The sequence below is a fragment of the Bradyrhizobium sp. UNPA324 genome (assembly GCF_006658635.1).
Lineage (GTDB): Bacteria > Pseudomonadota > Alphaproteobacteria > Rhizobiales > Xanthobacteraceae > Bradyrhizobium > Bradyrhizobium nanningense.
In genome coordinates, this window is the sequence record NZ_LFJD01000004.1 from 6,282,567 (window position 1) to 6,299,184 (window position 16,618).

General features: G+C 63.7%; 16 protein-coding genes and 1 tRNA gene. 5 read left to right on the forward strand and 12 right to left on the reverse strand.

Annotation, left to right across the window (positions count from 1 at the left end):
- Positions 1–3: 3 nt before the first annotated feature.
- From UNPA324_RS30085 to motA, 5 genes are all read right to left on the reverse strand, one after another.
- Entirely contained in the window at positions 4–1,044 is a 1,041-nt protein-coding gene (locus UNPA324_RS30085; protein WP_128920244.1) for a flagellar motor switch protein FliG, read from the reverse strand.
- 2 nt (positions 1,045–1,046) lie between these two features.
- Positions 1,047–1,436 (reverse strand): flagellar motor switch protein FliN, encoded by a 390-nt coding sequence (gene fliN, locus UNPA324_RS30090; protein ID WP_128920245.1) that lies wholly within the window; start codon positions 1,434–1,436, stop codon positions 1,047–1,049.
- Between the two features lie 76 nt (positions 1,437–1,512).
- Positions 1,513–1,827, reverse strand: a complete 315-nt coding sequence (locus UNPA324_RS30095; protein WP_141937538.1) for a hypothetical protein — start codon at positions 1,825–1,827, stop codon at positions 1,513–1,515.
- On the reverse strand, positions 1,808–2,749 hold the full coding sequence (locus UNPA324_RS30100; RefSeq protein ID WP_141937540.1) for a flagellar motor switch protein FliM: 942 nt from the start codon (positions 2,747–2,749) through the stop codon (positions 1,808–1,810). Before UNPA324_RS30100 ends, UNPA324_RS30095 begins: the two co-directional genes overlap by 20 nt.
- Positions 2,746–3,642, reverse strand: coding sequence for a flagellar motor stator protein MotA (motA, locus tag UNPA324_RS30105; protein WP_128920248.1), 897 nt, complete (start codon positions 3,640–3,642; stop codon positions 2,746–2,748). Before motA ends, UNPA324_RS30100 begins: the two co-directional genes overlap by 4 nt.
- A 143-nt stretch (positions 3,643–3,785) precedes the next feature.
- Here motA and UNPA324_RS30110 point away from each other — a divergent pair, with 143 nt between their 5' ends.
- From UNPA324_RS30110 to UNPA324_RS30125, 4 genes are all read left to right on the forward strand, one after another.
- Positions 3,786–4,574, forward strand: a complete 789-nt coding sequence (locus UNPA324_RS30110; RefSeq protein ID WP_128920249.1) for a DUF1217 domain-containing protein — start codon at positions 3,786–3,788, stop codon at positions 4,572–4,574.
- Positions 4,575–4,577: 3 nt separating this feature from the next.
- Positions 4,578–5,306 carry a flagellar basal-body rod protein FlgF gene (flgF, locus tag UNPA324_RS30115; protein WP_128920250.1) on the forward strand — a complete coding sequence of 243 codons (729 nt, stop codon included), beginning with the start codon at positions 4,578–4,580 and terminating at the stop codon, positions 5,304–5,306.
- 42 nt (positions 5,307–5,348) lie between these two features.
- Positions 5,349–6,674 carry a flagellar protein export ATPase FliI gene (gene fliI / locus UNPA324_RS30120; protein ID WP_141937542.1) on the forward strand — a complete coding sequence of 442 codons (1,326 nt, stop codon included), beginning with the start codon at positions 5,349–5,351 and terminating at the stop codon, positions 6,672–6,674.
- A gap of 751 nt (positions 6,675–7,425) precedes the next feature.
- Positions 7,426–8,061 (forward strand): MarR family winged helix-turn-helix transcriptional regulator, encoded by a 636-nt coding sequence (locus UNPA324_RS30125; RefSeq protein ID WP_141937545.1) that lies wholly within the window; start codon positions 7,426–7,428, stop codon positions 8,059–8,061.
- A 522-nt stretch (positions 8,062–8,583) separates the two neighbouring features.
- On the opposite strand, the gene UNPA324_RS30130 is transcribed toward UNPA324_RS30125, so the two are convergent.
- Entirely contained in the window at positions 8,584–10,125 is a 1,542-nt protein-coding gene (locus UNPA324_RS30130; protein WP_141937548.1) for a porin, read from the reverse strand.
- Positions 10,126–10,778: 653 nt separating this feature from the next.
- On the opposite strand from UNPA324_RS30130, the gene UNPA324_RS30135 reads away from it, so the two are divergent.
- Positions 10,779–10,871, forward strand: a tRNA-Ser gene (locus UNPA324_RS30135).
- Between the two features lie 137 nt (positions 10,872–11,008).
- Here the strand turns inward: UNPA324_RS30135 and UNPA324_RS30140 are convergent.
- The 6 genes from UNPA324_RS30140 to UNPA324_RS30170 all read right to left on the reverse strand — a co-directional run bounded on the left by UNPA324_RS30140 (position 11,009) and on the right by UNPA324_RS30170 (position 16,617).
- Positions 11,009–11,218: a hypothetical protein gene (locus UNPA324_RS30140; protein ID WP_128920599.1), complete on the reverse strand. Its 210-nt coding sequence runs from the start codon at positions 11,216–11,218 to the stop codon at positions 11,009–11,011.
- A 95-nt stretch (positions 11,219–11,313) separates the two neighbouring features.
- A complete protein-coding gene (locus UNPA324_RS30145) occupies positions 11,314–11,580 on the reverse strand; it encodes a hypothetical protein (protein WP_128920598.1) in 267 nt (88 codons plus the stop codon).
- A 1,572-nt stretch (positions 11,581–13,152) separates the two neighbouring features.
- Entirely contained in the window at positions 13,153–14,631 is a 1,479-nt protein-coding gene (gene gatB, locus UNPA324_RS30155; protein ID WP_128920597.1) for an Asp-tRNA(Asn)/Glu-tRNA(Gln) amidotransferase subunit GatB, read from the reverse strand.
- The gene (locus UNPA324_RS30160) at positions 14,628–14,930 is read right to left on the reverse strand and encodes a hypothetical protein (protein WP_128920596.1); all 303 of its coding nucleotides are present in this window, start codon (positions 14,928–14,930) and stop codon (positions 14,628–14,630) included. The genes gatB and UNPA324_RS30160 overlap by 4 nt, the downstream gene beginning before the upstream one ends.
- The gene (gene gatA, locus UNPA324_RS30165; RefSeq protein WP_128920595.1) at positions 14,921–16,396 is read right to left on the reverse strand and encodes an Asp-tRNA(Asn)/Glu-tRNA(Gln) amidotransferase subunit GatA; all 1,476 of its coding nucleotides are present in this window, start codon (positions 16,394–16,396) and stop codon (positions 14,921–14,923) included. The genes UNPA324_RS30160 and gatA overlap by 10 nt, the downstream gene beginning before the upstream one ends.
- Entirely contained in the window at positions 16,393–16,617 is a 225-nt protein-coding gene (locus tag UNPA324_RS30170) for a hypothetical protein (RefSeq protein ID WP_128920594.1), read from the reverse strand. Before UNPA324_RS30170 ends, gatA begins: the two co-directional genes overlap by 4 nt.
- Position 16,618 lies beyond the last annotated feature (1 nt).

The following is a 16,618-nucleotide window of genomic DNA, read 5'->3' on the forward strand; positions in this document are numbered from 1 at the left end:
CGGTCAGCGGAAGACCAGCTCATCCTCCTGCTCGGGGTTGAGCTCGATTTCGCCCTTTTCCGCGAGTTCGAGCGCGAGATCGGTGATCACGCGCCGCGCCTCCAGCACGTCGCGCTGGTTCGAGGGCTCGCCGATGGCGAGCTCGTGCTCGACGACGCGGCGCACGCGCGATGCGACCGAGGACAGGATCAGTTCGCGGAAATGCTTGTCGGTTCCCTTCAGTGCGATGACGATGCGATCGGTCGGCACCTGGTCGAAGATCATGGTGCGCGCCTTCGGCGTCAGGTTGACGACGTCGTCGAAGGTGAACAGCAGCTCCTTCAGAACCTCGGCCGACTTCGGCCGCTTTTCCGACAGGCTCTTCAGCATGTCCTCGATGTGGCCGCGCTCCATCTTGTTGATGATGTCGGCGACGCGGGCGTAAGTATCGGCGCCGAGATTGCGGGCGAAGTTCAGCGTCAGATCCTCGTGCAGCGTCTTCTCGAGCACCCTCATGGCGTCGTCGGCGATCGGCTTGAGGCTCAGCACGCGCCGCATCAATTCGTTGCGCAGGCTCGAGGGCAGCTGGCTCATCACCTTGGCGGCGCAGGCCGGCTTGACCTTGGACAGGATCAGCGCCGCGGTCTGCGGATGCTCCTTGGACAGATAGCTCGCGAGCGAGTTTTCAGAGACCGACGAGACGCGGTCCCACACCGACCGGCTCGAATTGCCGAGCAGGTCCGACATGATCTGCGAGACCTGATCGGCCGGAAGCACGTCACCGAGCACGGCCTCGAGACCGCCCAGCGTGCCGAGGATGTTGGCGCCCATCGAGAACTGCTGGGCGAACTCCTCCACGATCCCCTCGAGCTCCTGCGCCGTGATCGGCCGCAGCTCCGCTGCGGCCTTGGTGACGATGCGGATCTCCTGCGGCTCGAACTGCTGAAGCACGCTTGCGGCCGCCTGCCGGCCCATGGCCAGGAGGAGCGCCGCGACCTTTTCCGTTCCCCCCAGCGTGGCAACGCCTCGCTGCTTGATGGGGGCGATGCCGACCTGTGCCGCCATGGTCAGCTATCACCCTGCCCCAGCGGTCCGACGATCTCCGTGAGCGAGACGCCGAAGCGGGAATTGTCCTCTTCGACGACGACCACCTCGCCGCGGGCGACGATGCGGCCGTTGACGACGACGTCGACGGGCTCGCCGACCCGGTGGTCGAGCGGAACCACCGCGCCGCGGCCGAGCTTCATCAGGTTCGCCACCGGAATGGTCGCTGATCCCAGCACCACCTGCATGGTGACCGGAATACGCAGGATGGCATCGACATTGGCGAACTTGCCGCTCTCCTCCGCCGTGCGCGCGGCGATCTCCGCCAGCCGCTCCAGCGGAGTCGTGTCGGTATGCCCCTCGTCGGAGGCAGGTGCTCGCGTGGCAGAGTCATAGTCGAAGGATTGCGCCATCTGGTATCGCCTCTTGGTATTTCCGCTCCCGGAGCGCCTCGACGTTCCGATCGTATTGGTCTTGCCGGCTCCGGCTTCAGTGCTTGTTCACTTCGGTGCCGCCCGCGGTCGCGGCCGGCGCAAGCCCGGTGCGGGCGTCGAGCGCCGCGATCGCCTCATGGGCCTGATCGATCTTGGTGGTCAGCACGTTGGCGAGCCGCCCGAGATTTGCGGTGGAATCATGCGCCGCGGTGATGACCGTGTCGAAGGCGCCCGCCGTCTCGTGGACGATGGTGGAGAACTCGCCCTGGTAGCTGCGCAGCCGCGCCAGCTCGCGGTGCATCCGGGTCACCCGCATGCTGGTGAAGGCGAGCGCAATCAGCAGCACGGCATCAACGAGATAGGATATCATCGACGAACTCCCGTTTCTGATCCACAGGATCGGCCACCTGCATGGCGTAGTAGCCATCAAGCTGACCGATCTGACACCAGAACAGCACCTGACCGTTGCTCTCGAGCCGGGCCAGCGTGCGCGGCGTGGCCTCCAGCTCAAGCACCTGCCCGACCTTGAAGTTCACGACGTCCTCGAGCGAGATCATCTTCTCGTCGAGCACCGCGCTCAGCGTCACCTCGGTCCTGTGGACCTCGCTCTCCATCTGCTCGCGCCAACGCGGATCGGAAGCGCGGCCGTCGCTGACGACGACGTGGGCGAGCTTCTGCCGAAGCGGATTGAGCGCGGAGTGCGGAATGATGAGGAACATCTGGCCGCCGCGGTACAGCGCCTGCAACATGATGTTCGCGCAGATCGACATGTTGCCGCTCCGCCCGATCGCCAGCGAGGCCATCGCGGTTTCGACCCGTTCCACGCGGAAGGTGACGTTGGAGGTGCCGGCGAAGGCCGATTGCAGCGCCTTGGCGAAACGCTCGAACAGCGCCTGGACCAGCCGGATCTCGATGTTCGAGAACGAGCGCTCGACGTCGAGCGGCGGCTCGGCACCGTCGGAGCCGAACATCGCCTCGACCATCGTGAACACGAAATCGCGGTCGAGCATGATGATGATGCGCGAATCCCACTGCTCGGCGTAGAGCACGGCGGCGACCGCGTTGGCCTCGTAGTCCTTGACGATGTCGCCGACGCGGTCGTTGGTGATGCCGTTGACCGAGAAATAGCAGGGCGTTCCCGCCATCGGCTGCAGGCTGTCGGTGCACGATGCCGCCATGCGATCGAAGATCACATTGAGCATCGGCATGCGTTCGACCGATATGCCGGCGGCGTCCAGCAGGTAGTTCGGCAGCTGCTTGCGCTGATCGACTTCGACGTCTCCCATCATCATGCGCGGGCAGCCTTGGGTTCGGGTTCGGTGACGACGGCCTTGGGACCTGCGATCGTCTCGTTCTCAACGACGTCGATCGACGGGCGCTCGCTGCTCGCGATCATCTTGCGGCCGTGCTCGACGGCGATCTGCGGCATCGCGCCGTTCATGAAGGCCAGCAGCGTCTGTTTGACGATGATGTAGGGCCGGCACTTCTTCTCGCGCGTCGTCTTGATCTTGATCGCGAAGGGCGAAAGGACGCCGTAGGACAGGAAAATGCCGGCGAAGGTTCCGACCAGGGCCGCGCCGATGAAGCCGCCCAGCAGCTTCGGCGACTGGTCGAGCGCGCCCATCGCCTTGATGACGCCGAGCACCGCAGCGACGATGCCGAGCGCCGGCAGCGCCTCGGACACCGTCACCAGCGCATGGTAAGGCGTCAGCTTGCTCTTCACGATGGTGTGGATCTCCTCGTCCATCAGCGCTTCGATCTCATGCGTGCGCGCATTGCCCATGATGATGAGGCGGACATAGTCGCAGATGAACTGGAGCAGCGAGGGATCTCCGAGCACGCTCGGAAACGCCTTGAAGATCTCGGAGGACGCGGGATCGTCGATATGCGCTTCCACCTCGTTGCGGCCCTTGCCCCTGAGCTCGCGCATCAGGGCATGGAGCGCCCCGAGCAGGTCGAGATAGTAGCGCTCACTCGGCACCGCGCCGGTGATGGCCTGCATGCAGGCGACCCCGGTGTCCACGACCGTCTTCCACGGATTGGCTACGATGAAGGTGCCGACCGCGGTGCCCATGATGATCACGAACTCCCAGGGCTGCATGAGCACGGCCAGGTGCCCGCCCATGGCGGCAAATCCGCCGAGCAGCGCCGCTACCGTGATGAAAACCCCCACGAAACTGCCCAACACGCCGCTCCATCGCCGATCCCATCGGGAATATCTAGTCGGCGAGCCTTGCGCGAAGCTGGCTTCCCGCATCGCCAGCCTCGCGCAAGCAATTGGCGGCAGCTTGAGGCGGCGTCGCAACGGCGGCCAGAGAGGCGCGTGTCATGCTATCCACCATCGCGGACTACACCAGACTGACCAAGGACATGGGCAAGTCGCTGACGCAGGTCGCGACACAGCCGGATGTCAGCCGCGAGACCGACTACTTCCTGAGCCATATCGGCAACGTGAAGACGATCGACGACTTCCTGAAGGACTATCGCCTCTATTCCTATGCGATGAAGGCCTACGGCCTCAGCGACATGACCTATGCCAAGGCGTTCATGCGCAAGGTGCTGACCGAGGGTGTCGCGAACAAGGATACCTTCGCCAACAAGCTGACCGACGCCCGTTACCGCGAATTCGCCACCGCCTTCAATTTCGCCGCTCTCGGCAGCAACGCGACCAAGACCACCCAGGCCACGACCGGGACGGCGACCCACTATGTCACGCAGACCATGGAGCAGAAGGCCGGCGACCAGAACGAGGGTCTGCGGCTGGCGCTCTATTTCACCCGCAAGGCCTCCACGATCAGGACCGCCTACCAGGTCCTCGCGGACAAGGCGCTGACGCAGGTGGTTCAGACCGCGCTCGGTCTGCCGTCGACGATCAGCGCGGGCAACATCGACGCTCAGGCCAAGCTGATCACGAACAAGGTCGAGCTCACCGATTTCCAGGACCCGGCCAAGGTCACCAAGTTCGTGCAGCGCTTTGCGGCGATGTGGGACGCGACCCAGGCCCAGAGCGACACCTCGACCAATCCCGCGCTGGTCCTGATCGGCGGCGCGTCGGCGTCGGCCAGCATGGATAGCGACATGCTGTCGAAACTTCAGTCCATCCGGTTCGGAAAGTAGCACATGCAATCGGCCCTCTATGTGGGATTGTCGGCCCAGGTCGCTCTCGAAAAGCGCCTGCAGACGATCGCCAACAACGTCGCCAACGTCAACACGGCGGCGTTCCGCACCGACGTAGTGAAGTTCGAAACCGTGCTGTCCAAGGCGGGTCCGAACCCGGTCGCCTTCTCTTCGCCCGGCGACAACATCATCTCGCGCGAGATGGGCAACATCACCGAGAGCGGCAACCCGCTCGACGTCGCCGTGGTCGGACAGGGCTGGATCGCCTTCGCCGGCCCGAACGGCACGGTCTATACCCGCGACGGCCGCCTCCAGATCGCCCCCAACGGCGATCTTCAGACCGTGAGCGGCTTCCCTGTCGTCGATTCCGGCGGCGCGCAGATCACGCTCGACCCCAACGGCGGACAGATCTCGATTGCGCGCAACGGTGCGATCACCCAGGACAACAACGAGATCGGTACCATCGGCCTGTTCAACATTCCCGCTGACGCCAATCTGGAACGCTACGGCAATTCCGGCGTGACGCCGGACCGGCCCGCGACCGCGATCGCGGATTTCTCGCGCGACGGCTTCAAGCAGGGCTATGTCGAGGGCTCCGGGGCCAATCCCATGATGGAATTGACCAAGCTGATAGCGGCCTCGCGCGCCTTCGACGGCACCAATTCGATGATCGAGGGCACCGAGAGCTCGCTTCAGAACGCCATTCGGACGCTGGGCGAACCCGGCAAGTAGAGCGCGCCTCGCGCGCATTGAGATTGAGGTTGGACGGTTTCCTTGAACGCTCTTCGGCAACTCGAGTGGGCGCTGCTGGAGCTTCAGCAGAGCACTCCCCTGGCAAGCGTCAGCGGCGCGATCTCCGAGATCGCGCCGACGCATTTCCGTGTCTCCGGCCTGTCGCGCTTCGTCAGGCTCGGCGAGCTCATCGGCGTCAACTCGGCCGGTAAGCCCCAGATCGGCGAGGTGGTGCGGATCGACAGCGACGGCATCGTTGCCAAGCCGTTCGACCGGCACTTCGCCGGCGGCCTCGGGTCGGTCGCCTACCGGATGCCGCCCTTGTCCTTTGCGCCCGATCCGAGCTGGAAGGGCCGCGTCATCAACGCCCTCGGCGCGCCACTCGACGGACAGGGGCCCCTCACCCCGGGCTCCCTGACGGTCTCGGCAGAGGCCGACCCGCCGTCGGCCATGAAGCGCGCACGCGTGCACAAGCCGCTGCGCACCGGCGTGCGCGTCATCGACCTGTTCGCGCCGATCTGCGCCGGCCAGCGCGTCGGCATCTTTGCCGGCTCCGGCGTCGGCAAATCGACGCTGCTGGCGATGCTCGCCCGCAGCCAGGGTTTCGACACCGTCGTGCTGGCCCTGGTCGGCGAGCGCGGCCGCGAGGTGCGCGAGTTCATCGAGGACGTGCTGGGCAACGATCGTCAGCGCGCTGTCACCATCGTGTCGACCGGAGACGAAAGCCCGATGATGCGGCGGCTGGCGCCGAAGACGGCCATGGCGGTCGCCGAATATTTCCGCGACCGGGGCGAATCGGTGCTGCTCATGGTCGATTCGATCACCCGCTTCGCCCACGCTGCCCGCGAGGTCGCGCTCGCCGCAGGCGAACCCGCGGTCGCGCGCGGCTACGCACCGACGGTCTTCACCGATCTGCCGCGCCTGTTGGAGCGCGCCGGCCCAGGCGAGGAAGGCTCCGGCACCATCACCGGGATCTTCTCCGTGCTGGTCGATGGCGACGATCACAACGAGCCGATCGCCGACACCATCCGCAGCACGCTCGATGGACATATCGTGCTCTCCAGGCACATCGCCGACCAGGCGCGCTATCCGGCCGTCGACGTTCTGGCCTCGGTGTCCCGGCTCGCCCATAACGTCTGGGACCCCGAGGAGCGCGAACTGGTGAGCAAGCTGCGCGCCATGATCGCCAAATACGAGGACACGCGCGACCTTCGCCTGATGGGCGGTTACCAGTCGGGACGTGATTCGGGCCTCGACCAGGCGGTCGACATGGTCCCGAGAATCTACAGCGCGATGCGGCAGGACGCTTCGGCTCCCCCGAGCGCCGATCCGTTCCGCGAGCTCCGGGACATGCTCAAGGGCGACTAACAGGTCGAGAACGCGGGGCGCGGGCGACATGCGCCCGCTTGCCCGATGCTCGCACCTGAAGCATCGGCGTCGGCGTCGGCGATTGCGGCCGCAATGACGGTCAACAACCGACGCGTGCAATTCCTGCAAGTTCTCTCGAGCGATTCCGCCGACGCGCCATACAAGTTGTGGATGACATGCCGATACGCAAAGTCGGCCTGCACAAGCTTCAATCAATTTGCGCAGAAACACAGACAGCAAGATGAGATGCGATCAAAGTGCCGCGGCGCCGAATGCATATCGTTTGCCACCCAACGTATTGCGTTCACTATCATGTGTCCTGAAGAGCAAGATTGTCTTGAACGTTACATTCGCCTGCGACGACGTCTTGGACGCGTGAGGGTCTCTACTTGATTTTGTTGAGAAGCTCATTCATCGTTTCCGACGGAATATAAGAAACGTCTGCGTGTGACTTGAACTCAGGGGCTTCGGTTGAACTATTCCGATCCATCGTCTGCTGGCGACGGCAAACCGGGCTCCCGTGCAACCACGACACCGTTGGCACGCCAACGGCGCAGTGACTCACTCCGGAGCACGCGAGTCTCACGGATAAAGATCGGGCGCGCTGCAATTCGTTCATTCGAAGGAGAGCTCGACACGACGTGCGCGGCGGACGGTTGCAATCGCTTGGTGTGCTTCGGAGCCTTCGCGGACCACAGCGCAAAGCGGCTTCGGGACGGCGCAGACGAAGTTCCGGGGACGGGGTAGATTCATGCCATTGGCGCGCGAGGCCGTCGAGCTGCTGGTTCAAGCGGCGAGGGCTTGGTATTTCGAAGGCAATCAGCATGGACTGCGCGACCGGGAATGGATGGCGCTGCGCTTTCTCGGCCGCGCCAACAGGTTTTCGCGTACGCCGTCTGCGCTTGCCGGCTTCATCGGCGCCACCAGAGCGACTGCATCGCAGATCGTGAAAACGCTGGAGAGCAAGTCCTTTCTGGTGAGGAAGCCGTCGCAGGAGGACAAGCGTTCCGTCGTCCTGCACGTCACCGCCCAGGGCGAGAAGTGCCTGAGCCAGCACGACCCGATCAATCACGTGGTGAATGCGGTCACCGCGCTCGGCAACGACGAATGCGTCAGGCTGCGCGACTCGCTCCGCGAAGTCCTCAATCACCTCGACGCGGCCCATCAGCGGCTCGATGCCAGCGTCTGCCGTGACTGCATGTTTCTCGCCGAACGCGGCCCGGCCACCTCCAAGGGACGCGCAAGCAGCGAATTCATGTGCCGGCTGTATCGCGCTCCGATCTCGCTCGAGGAAACCGAGCTGCTGTGCACCAGTTTCGAGCGCACCCGCGACCGCCCGAAGATCGAAGAGCATCTCGACCGCGCGCGGATAGCGAGTCAGGGCTGAGGCGCGCGCAATTTCCAGGCGAGCCTATTCCTGAATACGCACGGGCTCTCCACATCATCATTGCGAGCGCAGCGAAGCAATCCGGAATCCCTCTGCGGCAAGACTCTGGATTGCTTCGCTGCGCTCGCAATGACGGCGTATGAGGCGGCAGCTTGCTCTCCAAGTGCCGCCGTCATTCCCCGCGAAAGCGGGGAATCCTATACGCCGCGGGTAGCGGCTCGATCACAGCCGTCTCGGAGTACTGGATCGCCCGCCATCAACCCCGACGATGACACCGCGCGTGTGGCCACGGGCGCGCCTTCGCGAACCGGGGTGAGAGTCCCACGCGATAAATCCGAATTTCGGTTAAATGGGATACTTTGCCGTTGCGGGTTGACGGCCCGAGGGACACTTGCGACTGACGTCCCTATGCGCTCACCCGGGCTACGGAACCACGGGTCGCCGAGCCGCTCGCAACATCCGCGCACAAAAAAACACCCGGCGGTTGCCCGCCGGGTGCTCGTCGAAAGACTTCGACAGATCTTACCAGTTGCGCTGAGCGCGGAGCAGCAGGGTGATGCTGTCCTGGTCCTTCAGCTCGTACAGAGCGGCCGGCTTGGCCGTCGTGCCGGCACCGGCGTAACCAACCGTGCCCGAGTACTTCTGGTCGAGGTGGGTCCAGTTCACGTCACCCGAGAAGGTCAGGTTCTTGACCGGGGTCCAGCGGGTGATCAGGCCGATCTGGGCGACCGCGAAGTCAGGATTGCAGCCGGTGACACCGGCGAGACCGCCGAACACGCCGCCTGCACCGCCAGCGCCGCAGAGCGCGGTCTTGGCGACCGAGCCGTACTGCGCCTGAGCGTAGGCACCGTAGAGCGCGGTGTTCCAGTAGGGATCCCAGTTGTGGGTGTAAGCACCGCGGAAGCCCCAGGTCTTCACCGTCTCCTGCTGGCCGCCCGTGATGAACACGGTGTCCGGAGCGGAGGCGAAGCCGACGCTCTGGTAGGCAACGCCGGAGCTGCCGAACATCGAGTAGCTGCTGCCCGCCAGGTTCTGGAAGTTGTAGCGGGTCGCACCGTCGGTGTAGACGCCCTGGATGTTGATCACGTCACCCGCACCAGTCGGGATGTTCTTGATCGACAGAGCGAGCTGAACCGCCCAGCCCCATTTGTCGTCGGGGTGACCGGTGGTCTCGGTGGCGCCGTAATAGGCCACGTGGTTGTCATGCGCAGCGACCGACGCCTGGAACATGCCCCAAGCCTGGTCGACGCGGACCATACCGACGAGGTTCGGCGAACGCGAACCGCCGATGGCGTTGGAGCCGTAGGTGCCGCCGATCATGCTGCCAGCGCTGGCGCCGGTCAGATTCATGTTGCCGGCCTGATAGTAGGCCGTCGCGTCTTCAGCCGAGAAGGCCGCCGTCACGCCCTGACCGAAGTCAGCGGTGTAGGTGAACTGGTTGACACCGGTGACCGTGCCGGAACCGCCGACGAGGCTGTCGATGTTGTTGCCGGGATAGTTGGTCCAGGGCGCGTCGAACTGCGACACGGCCTTACCCATGGTGAAGCCAGCGAACTGGATGAAGGCGTAGTACACGCCGAGCGAACCGCCCGAGGTACCGCCGTCAGTTGGGTTGATGGTGGTGGTGCCAGCCGTCGTAGCGCTGTAACCAGTCGTACCCGTTCCAGAACCCGTGCCGACATAGCTGCCGGTGGTCCAGGAGAACGTCGCATCGAAGAACGTGCGGACGACGCCGTATTCGGTGGCCGTGCGCGTGTCGATGTTGAGGTCTTCACGAGCGCGAGCGGTGTAGTAGTTGCTCAGGCGATTGTGCGCACCGGCGGGAGCCCCGTTGGCAATACCGTAAACGCTGTTCGTGCCCAGCGCGACTTCAGCGCGCAGATAACCACCCAGCTTGATGCAGGTGTCAGTGCCCGGGATGTAGTAGAAACCCGCGCCGTAGAGCGAGCAGATCCGCACGTATTCGACCGCTTTGGCCTTTACGGGAAGATCAGCTGCCTGCGCTCCGCCCACGGCGATCAGACCCGCCGCTGAGCCGAGCAAAAGGCTCTTAACCAACTTCATGTTAAACCTCCAAGTTGCTCTTCAGGGAAGGTCACTGACCGGACGGCCAATTCCCCAACCCCCTCTAAATCACCGCTTTGGTCCCCTTCGCGCCTTCGGACACACCCGCATGAACGCGAGGGACTTAAGCGAATGACCTAAACGGGACGACCTCGGGATGCCCCCCTCCGTCGCTCAGTCACAATTACCGAACGTCCTTGCACACACAACAACAGAACGCTTCGAAACGGGCCCATGAAGCTTGTTTTCCGATGGGTGTTGCACAAATAACACGCAGATGTGATCGCGGTGCGCTCGCAACATATTGTTTTTGCTGGCCTTTTTGAAGCGGTTCCGTTTGCCGCCAAAACTCCTCACCTGAGGCAGAGGGAACGGGCGCTCGCCGCCGCGGCGCTGAGGAGGCTCGAATCGTAGAATCAGACCGGGGCTTGAGGCGGGAGGTGCAAACAGCCCGGACGGACCGCCGATCCGCCTCTCAAACGGCTGCGGCAATCCGGCCGCGCCACGGCGGCGGCGCCTCTATATAGAGGGCCTGCTTGAGATGGCGCCCGGCAACAAACCGCCTGGTTTCGAAAATCGCTGGGAATATTCGAGCGAAAACACACGCTTCCAAATTGACCGGCCCGAGTAATTAGATGCATAAGGCTCGCACCGGAGAGGTGGCCGAGTGGCTGAAGGCAACGCTTTGCTAAAGCGTCATACGGTCTCAAGCTGTATCGAGGGTTCGAATCCCTCCCTCTCCGCCACCCAGCGGCAGAATCAATCAAGATCTGTGCGTTCGTTCGCCTGAAAGCGACGCTAAGGCCCGTGCGAGAGCCTGGCGCAAGGATCAGCGCGCCGCATTCAGCCGATTCGCCCTGACCTTATATGTGGGCGTCCGCGTCTAGCGGTGGAACCGCCAGATCCGCCAATGCGAGGGCGAAATCAGCACGGCCTCGTCGGCCCAGACGTTGAACCAGACGCCGGACCTGCGCCGGCACGGGAACGACCAGGGCAGAATTCCCGTCTTGTGCAGGCGGCCGAGTTCCAGGTCGCACTCATCGGGAGCGATCTGAATCGGCAGCCATCGTCCATTCGTGTCGGGATCGCTCATGCCGCTCGGGTCTTATGTGGCGGCACGACGAAGAAACTTGATTCAGCGCAACCAGGCCCACCCGTGCGAACACGGGTATGGATGCGATTCTCAGCTCAATGGGCGGAAACCCACGCCCGCGCCTCGCGCTGTGCGACCGAGATCTCGACATCCGACATCTGCCCGGCAACCTCCTGGCGCAGCGCCACGGCGTCCTTGCGGCCCTTCAGCGCGGCGAGATTGAACCATTTATGTGCGGCGACGAGATCGACGAGGCCGGAGCGGCCGCTCGCCCAATAGATGCCGCGCTCGAACAGCACGTCGGATAGCGCGCTCGCGTCGATCGGCGTAGCCGTCTCCATATCGAAAGTACCCTGAAACATAACGCATCCCCTTTGTTCTTATGCCGCCTCGTTCCCCCGAGCGCGGCTCCCGTCCAACTCTGATGTGCATGCCCCTTTTTCGGGATCGTGCACTGTTCAACTCATCCCCGAGTCTTCCTGCCGTTTGCCGGCTTGTTGGAGGCGATGATGGCGGGCAAATTTGAATGGCAGTTTAAGTATCGCGATGAAGCAGACGTAAACGCGCACGCGCGGTGGCGACGCGAAGAATTAGAAAAGTTCCTGATTTGCAGGCACTTCTGCGATTCACCAGATTCTGTTTACCCCGGGATTTTCGCAGAACGATAACCATCGCGCGCGGTGGGCGGCGCGCCTGGTGCTGCGGCGCTGCTCGTTGTCGTCACCCGCGCCCCGGCGACGCCAAGGCTACGCGGGGCATGCGGTCCGGGACCGCCGAAGCTTCAGCGAAGGCGGCAGACGGGCGACCCAATATTCCAGAGACGGCCATCATCTCCCCGAGACGCCGCGGCGTACTGGATCGCCCGGTCGGAGCCGGGCGATGACATCGCGAATGGAGAAGCGGCGCGCAAACAGGCCGCAGCCCTCGCCTGCCCCAAGGCAGAGCAACGAGGTCGGCGCGGCCACGTCGCGGTCAGATCAGCAATGTCGGGGATAAGGAATGCCGGCAATACCCCGGCCTCAGGAGAACGAGGGCGTCGGCGAACACGTCAGGACCAGATTCCACGATGGCCCGAAGGCCGCTTGTGAAATTGCGGAGCCCCTTTTCGGAGAACCGCACCGAACGAAGAAAACTCGTTTCTTCTGCCGGACCGTCAAAGCGAACGATCCGACCGTTGACCTGATGTCTCGCCGACACCCTCTATCGTCGATCAGAACCTTCAGGAGGCGCTGATGACGTGCCGGCTGCTGGAGCCGGCAACTTCAGAAGTCGAAGTTACTTCTTCTTCTTCGCGACCTTGCGGGTCTTCTTCGCAGTCTTCTTCACTGCGCTCTTCGCCTTCTTCGCCTTCTTCGCTTTCTTGGCCATGTTGCCCTCCGATGTGTGAGATGGCTTTAATCGCTGCGTGCAGTCGGGGATCGAATGCACTCATCCCGAATACACCAACACAACGAAAAAAACAGCGTCTCGCTTAAAGAAGTGTTGACGACGCAACACGCGTGCGCTTGGCGAGCGCGATGCAAGCGCACTGCATGACGCGCACGATCGAGTGCAGAGAGTGCCCGCAACCTCGCTGTTCGCGCCATATGCGATTGCAGAAAAACACTATGCAGCAAGTATTTTTCTGTACGCGCGCATTGCGCACGATGATCGCGGCGACGTGCATTGCCAATCCCGCGACCACCTCGCAAGGGCGCTTTGCGGACTCTGAGTCGCGACTTTTGGCAACGAAAATATTTTCATGCTTAACGGCGCAAGCGCTCCTCGAAGCGAGCGCGAGCCGCCGTTTTGCGCGAATCGCGTCACGGCGATTCGGCCGTCACATCGCAGGCGATCGGGATGAAGTGTGCCGCCGAGGATGCGTGCGAACGTCGTGTCGAGGAATGAAAGCGAGGTGACGAAACGTGTCCGTCACCTCGTTCGAACGCGTGAGGTCAGATGCCGAGCTTGGACTTGAGCAGGTCGTTGACGCTCTGCGGGTTGGCCTTGCCGCCGGACGCCTTCATCACTTGGCCGACGAACCAGCCGAGCGACTGCGGCTTGTCCTTGACCTGCGCGGCCTTGTCGGGATTGGCCGCGATGATGTCGTCGACAACCTTTTCGATCGCCGAAAGGTCCGTGACCTGCTTCATGCCGCGGCTTTCGACCAGCGCGCGGGGATCGCCGCCTTCCTGCCAGACGATCTCGAACAGATCCTTGGCGATCTTGCCGGAGATCGTGCCCTCGCCGATCAGGTCGATGATCGCAGCCAACTGCTCGGCGGTGACGGGAGAGCCCGTAATATCCCGGCCTTCCTTGTTGAGACGGCCGAACAGCTCGTTGATCACCCAGTTTGCCGCCATCTTGCCGTCGCGCGCACGGTTGGCGAGCTTGTCGAGCACGGTCTCGTAAAACATTGCGCTCTCGCGCTCGGCAACCAGCACGCTCGCATCATAGGCCGACAGACCGAAGTCGGCGACGAAGCGCATCTTCTTCTGATCCGGCAGCTCGGGCAGCTTCGCCTTGAGCTCGTCGACGAATGCCTGATCGAACTCCAGCGGCAGCAGGTCGGGATCGGGGAAGTAGCGGTAGTCATGCGCCTCTTCCTTGGACCGCATCGAGCGCGTCTCGCCCTTGTTCGGATCGAACCGGCGCGTCTCCTGCTCGATCTGCCCGCCATCCTCCAGGATCTCGATCTGGCGCCGCGCTTCATACTCGATCGCCTGGCCGATGAAGGTGATCGAGTTCATGTTCTTGATTTCGCAGCGGGTGCCGAGCGGCCCGCCGGGCTTGCGCACGGACACATTGACGTCGGCGCGCAAGGACCCCTTCTCCATGTCGCCGTCGCAGGTGCCGAGGTAGCGCATGATCGAACGCAGCTTGGACACATAGGCCTTGGCCTGCTCGGCGTCGCGGATGTCCGGTTTCGAGACGATCTCCATCAGCGCCACGCCACAGCGGTTGAAATCAATGAAGGAGAGCGACGGCGACCGGTCGTGCAGCATCTTGCCGGGATCCTGCTCCAGATGCAACCGCTCAATACCGATGTTGGCGGTCTTGCCGCCGTCGAGATCGACCACCACCTCGCCCTCACCCACGATCGGCGACGCGTACTGGCTGATCTGGTAGCCCTGCGGCAGGTCCGGATAGAAATAGTTCTTCCGGTCGAACACGGAACGCAGGTTGATCTTTGCGTTGAGGCCGAGCCCGGTCCGGACAGCCTGCCTGACACATTCCTCGTTGATGACGGGCAGCATGCCCGGCATCGCGACATCAACCAGCGACACGTGGCTGTTCGGCTCGCCGCCGAAGACGGTCGACGCGCCCGAGAACAATTTTGCGTTCGAGGTCACCTGGGCGTGGATCTCGATGCCGATGACCATCTCCCAGTCACCGGTTGAGCCCTTGAGAAGCTTGTGCGTGGCCGTGCTCATGTCTTGCTCCCGAGCAGCGTGGCAGCGATCCGCTCCCACTCCGCTTCCAATGAATCCTTTGCTGCTGGCCGGCCGGCCTGGCGATACCAGTAGCCGGCATTGCCGAGATCGCCTTCGACGCGGTGCAGATAAGCGTGCACCCAGGCAGCGTCGCGCCCTTGGTCGTCCTGAACGATCTTGTGCGCCTGGTCCCAGTCGCCCTTGGCGGCCCACCAGAGACCTCTGAGCGGCGCGCTCAGATCCGGCGCAGGCGCCGCGCCGTCGAGGCTCGCGATGAAATCAGCGACATTCACCACCACCTCGTCGGCGTGAAGCGGCCGGCGGCCTGCTCGATCACCTCGCCGAGCGAGAACAGCGTCTCCTCATCGAAGGGACGGCCGATCAGCTGCAGGCCGAGCGGCAGGCCTTGGCGGTCCTTGCCGGCGGGCACGGCGATGCCGGGCAGGCCCGCCATGTTCACGGTCACCGTGAAGATGTCGTTGAGATACATCTCGACCGGATCGGTGCCGCCCTTCTCGCCGATGCCGAAGGCGGCCGACGGCGTCGCGGGGGTGAGGATCGCGTCGACGCCCTTGGCGAAGCAATCCTCAAAATCCTTCTTGATCAGCGTGCGCACTTTCTGCGCGCGGAGATAATAGGCATCGTAATAGCCGGCCGAGAGCACGTAGGTGCCGATCATGACGCGGCGCCGCACTTCCGCGCCAAACCCTTCCGCGCGGGTGTTCTCGTAGAGCTCGATGATGTTCCTACCCTGCTCGCGCAGGCCGTAGCGGACGCCGTCATAGCGCGCGAGGTTGGAGGACGCCTCCGCCGGCGCCACGATGTAATAGGCCGGCAGCGCGTATTTGGTGTGCGGCAGCGAGACCTCGACGAGCTCGGCGCCGGCGGCCTTCAGCCAGGCCGCACCCTCGCTCCAGAGTTTCTCGATCTCGGCCGGCATGCCGTCGAGACGATATTCCTTGGGGATGCCGATCTTCATGCCCTTCACGGACTTGCCGATCGCAGCCTCGTAATCCGGCACCGCGATATCGACCGAGGTCGTGTCCTTCGGATCGTGTCCGGCCATCGAGCGCAGCAGCATCGCAGCATCGCGCACGCTGCGCGCGATCGGGCCGGCCTGGTCGAGTGAGGAGGCAAAGGCGACGATGCCCCAGCGCGAGCAGCGGCCGTAGGTCGGCTTGATGCCGACGGTCGCGGTGAACGCCGCGGGCTGCCGGATCGAGCCGCCGGTGTCGGTCGCGGTCGCGCCCATGCACAGCAGCGCCGCCACGGCCGAGGCCGAGCCGCCGGACGAGCCGCCCGGCACCAGCGTCGTGTTGCTGCCCTCGCGCCGCCACGGATTGCCGACGGGACCAAAGCACGAGGTCTCGTTCGCCGAGCCCATCGCGAACTCGTCATTGTTGAGCTTGCCGAGCATCACGGCGCCGTCGCGCCACAGCTGCGAGGTGACGGTCGACTCGTAGGTCGGAACGAAATTGCCGAGGATCTTCGAGCACGCCGTGGTCCGCACGCCCTTGGTCGCGAACAAATCCTTGATGCCGAGCGGGATGCCGGCGAGCGGGCCGACGTCGCCCTTGGCGATCTTCTCGTCTGCGGCCCTCGCCATGCTGCGCGCCTGGTCCGGCGTCTCCATCACGAAGGCGTTGAGCACGCGCGCGGCTTCGATCGCGTCAAGATGCGCGTCGGTCAGCTCGAGGGACGTGAAAGTCTTGTCGGCGAGACCCTTGCGGGCCTCGGCGAGCGTCAGCGATGTCAAATCGGTCATTTATTGATCGGGCTGCAGAAGAACGGAGACAGGGTCTTGTCGTTGGCCGGGTCGTCTTGCGTGACGTTCTTCTTGGCAGCGGCATTCGCGGCGGCCTCGAGCTCGTCGAGCACAGCATTGACGGCAACATTGGGATCGGCAGCCTTGCCCTGCCGCTCCATCTTGTCGAGGTAATTCATGTAGGCCTGATAGGCCTTCTCATCGTCGCAAAGCATGCACATC

Bases quoted from the DNA above. Each gene is read 5' to 3' on its own strand.
- UNPA324_RS30085 (WP_128920244.1), bottom strand. From the start codon at position 1,044: ATGGCGGCACAGGTCGGCATCGCCCCCATCAAGCAGCGAGGCGTTGCC.
- fliN (WP_128920245.1), bottom strand. From the start codon at position 1,436: ATGGCGCAATCCTTCGACTATGACTCTGCCACGCGAGCACCTGCCTCC.
- UNPA324_RS30095 (WP_141937538.1), bottom strand. From the start codon at position 1,827: ATGATATCCTATCTCGTTGATGCCGTGCTGCTGATTGCGCTCGCCTTC.
- UNPA324_RS30100 (WP_141937540.1), bottom strand. From the start codon at position 2,749: ATGATGATGGGAGACGTCGAAGTCGATCAGCGCAAGCAGCTGCCGAAC.
- UNPA324_RS30110 (WP_128920249.1), top strand. From the start codon at position 3,786: ATGCTATCCACCATCGCGGACTACACCAGACTGACCAAGGACATGGGC.
- flgF (WP_128920250.1), top strand. From the start codon at position 4,578: ATGCAATCGGCCCTCTATGTGGGATTGTCGGCCCAGGTCGCTCTCGAA.
- UNPA324_RS30125 (WP_141937545.1), top strand. From the start codon at position 7,426: ATGCCATTGGCGCGCGAGGCCGTCGAGCTGCTGGTTCAAGCGGCGAGG.
- UNPA324_RS30130 (WP_141937548.1), bottom strand. From the start codon at position 10,125: ATGAAGTTGGTTAAGAGCCTTTTGCTCGGCTCAGCGGCGGGTCTGATC.
- UNPA324_RS30140 (WP_128920599.1), bottom strand. From the start codon at position 11,218: ATGAGCGATCCCGACACGAATGGACGATGGCTGCCGATTCAGATCGCT.
- UNPA324_RS30145 (WP_128920598.1), bottom strand. From the start codon at position 11,580: ATGTTTCAGGGTACTTTCGATATGGAGACGGCTACGCCGATCGACGCG.
- gatB (WP_128920597.1), bottom strand. From the start codon at position 14,631: ATGAGCACGGCCACGCACAAGCTTCTCAAGGGCTCAACCGGTGACTGG.
- gatA (WP_128920595.1), bottom strand. From the start codon at position 16,396: ATGACCGATTTGACATCGCTGACGCTCGCCGAGGCCCGCAAGGGTCTC.
- UNPA324_RS30170 (WP_128920594.1), bottom strand. From the start codon at position 16,617: ATGTGCATGCTTTGCGACGATGAGAAGGCCTATCAGGCCTACATGAAT.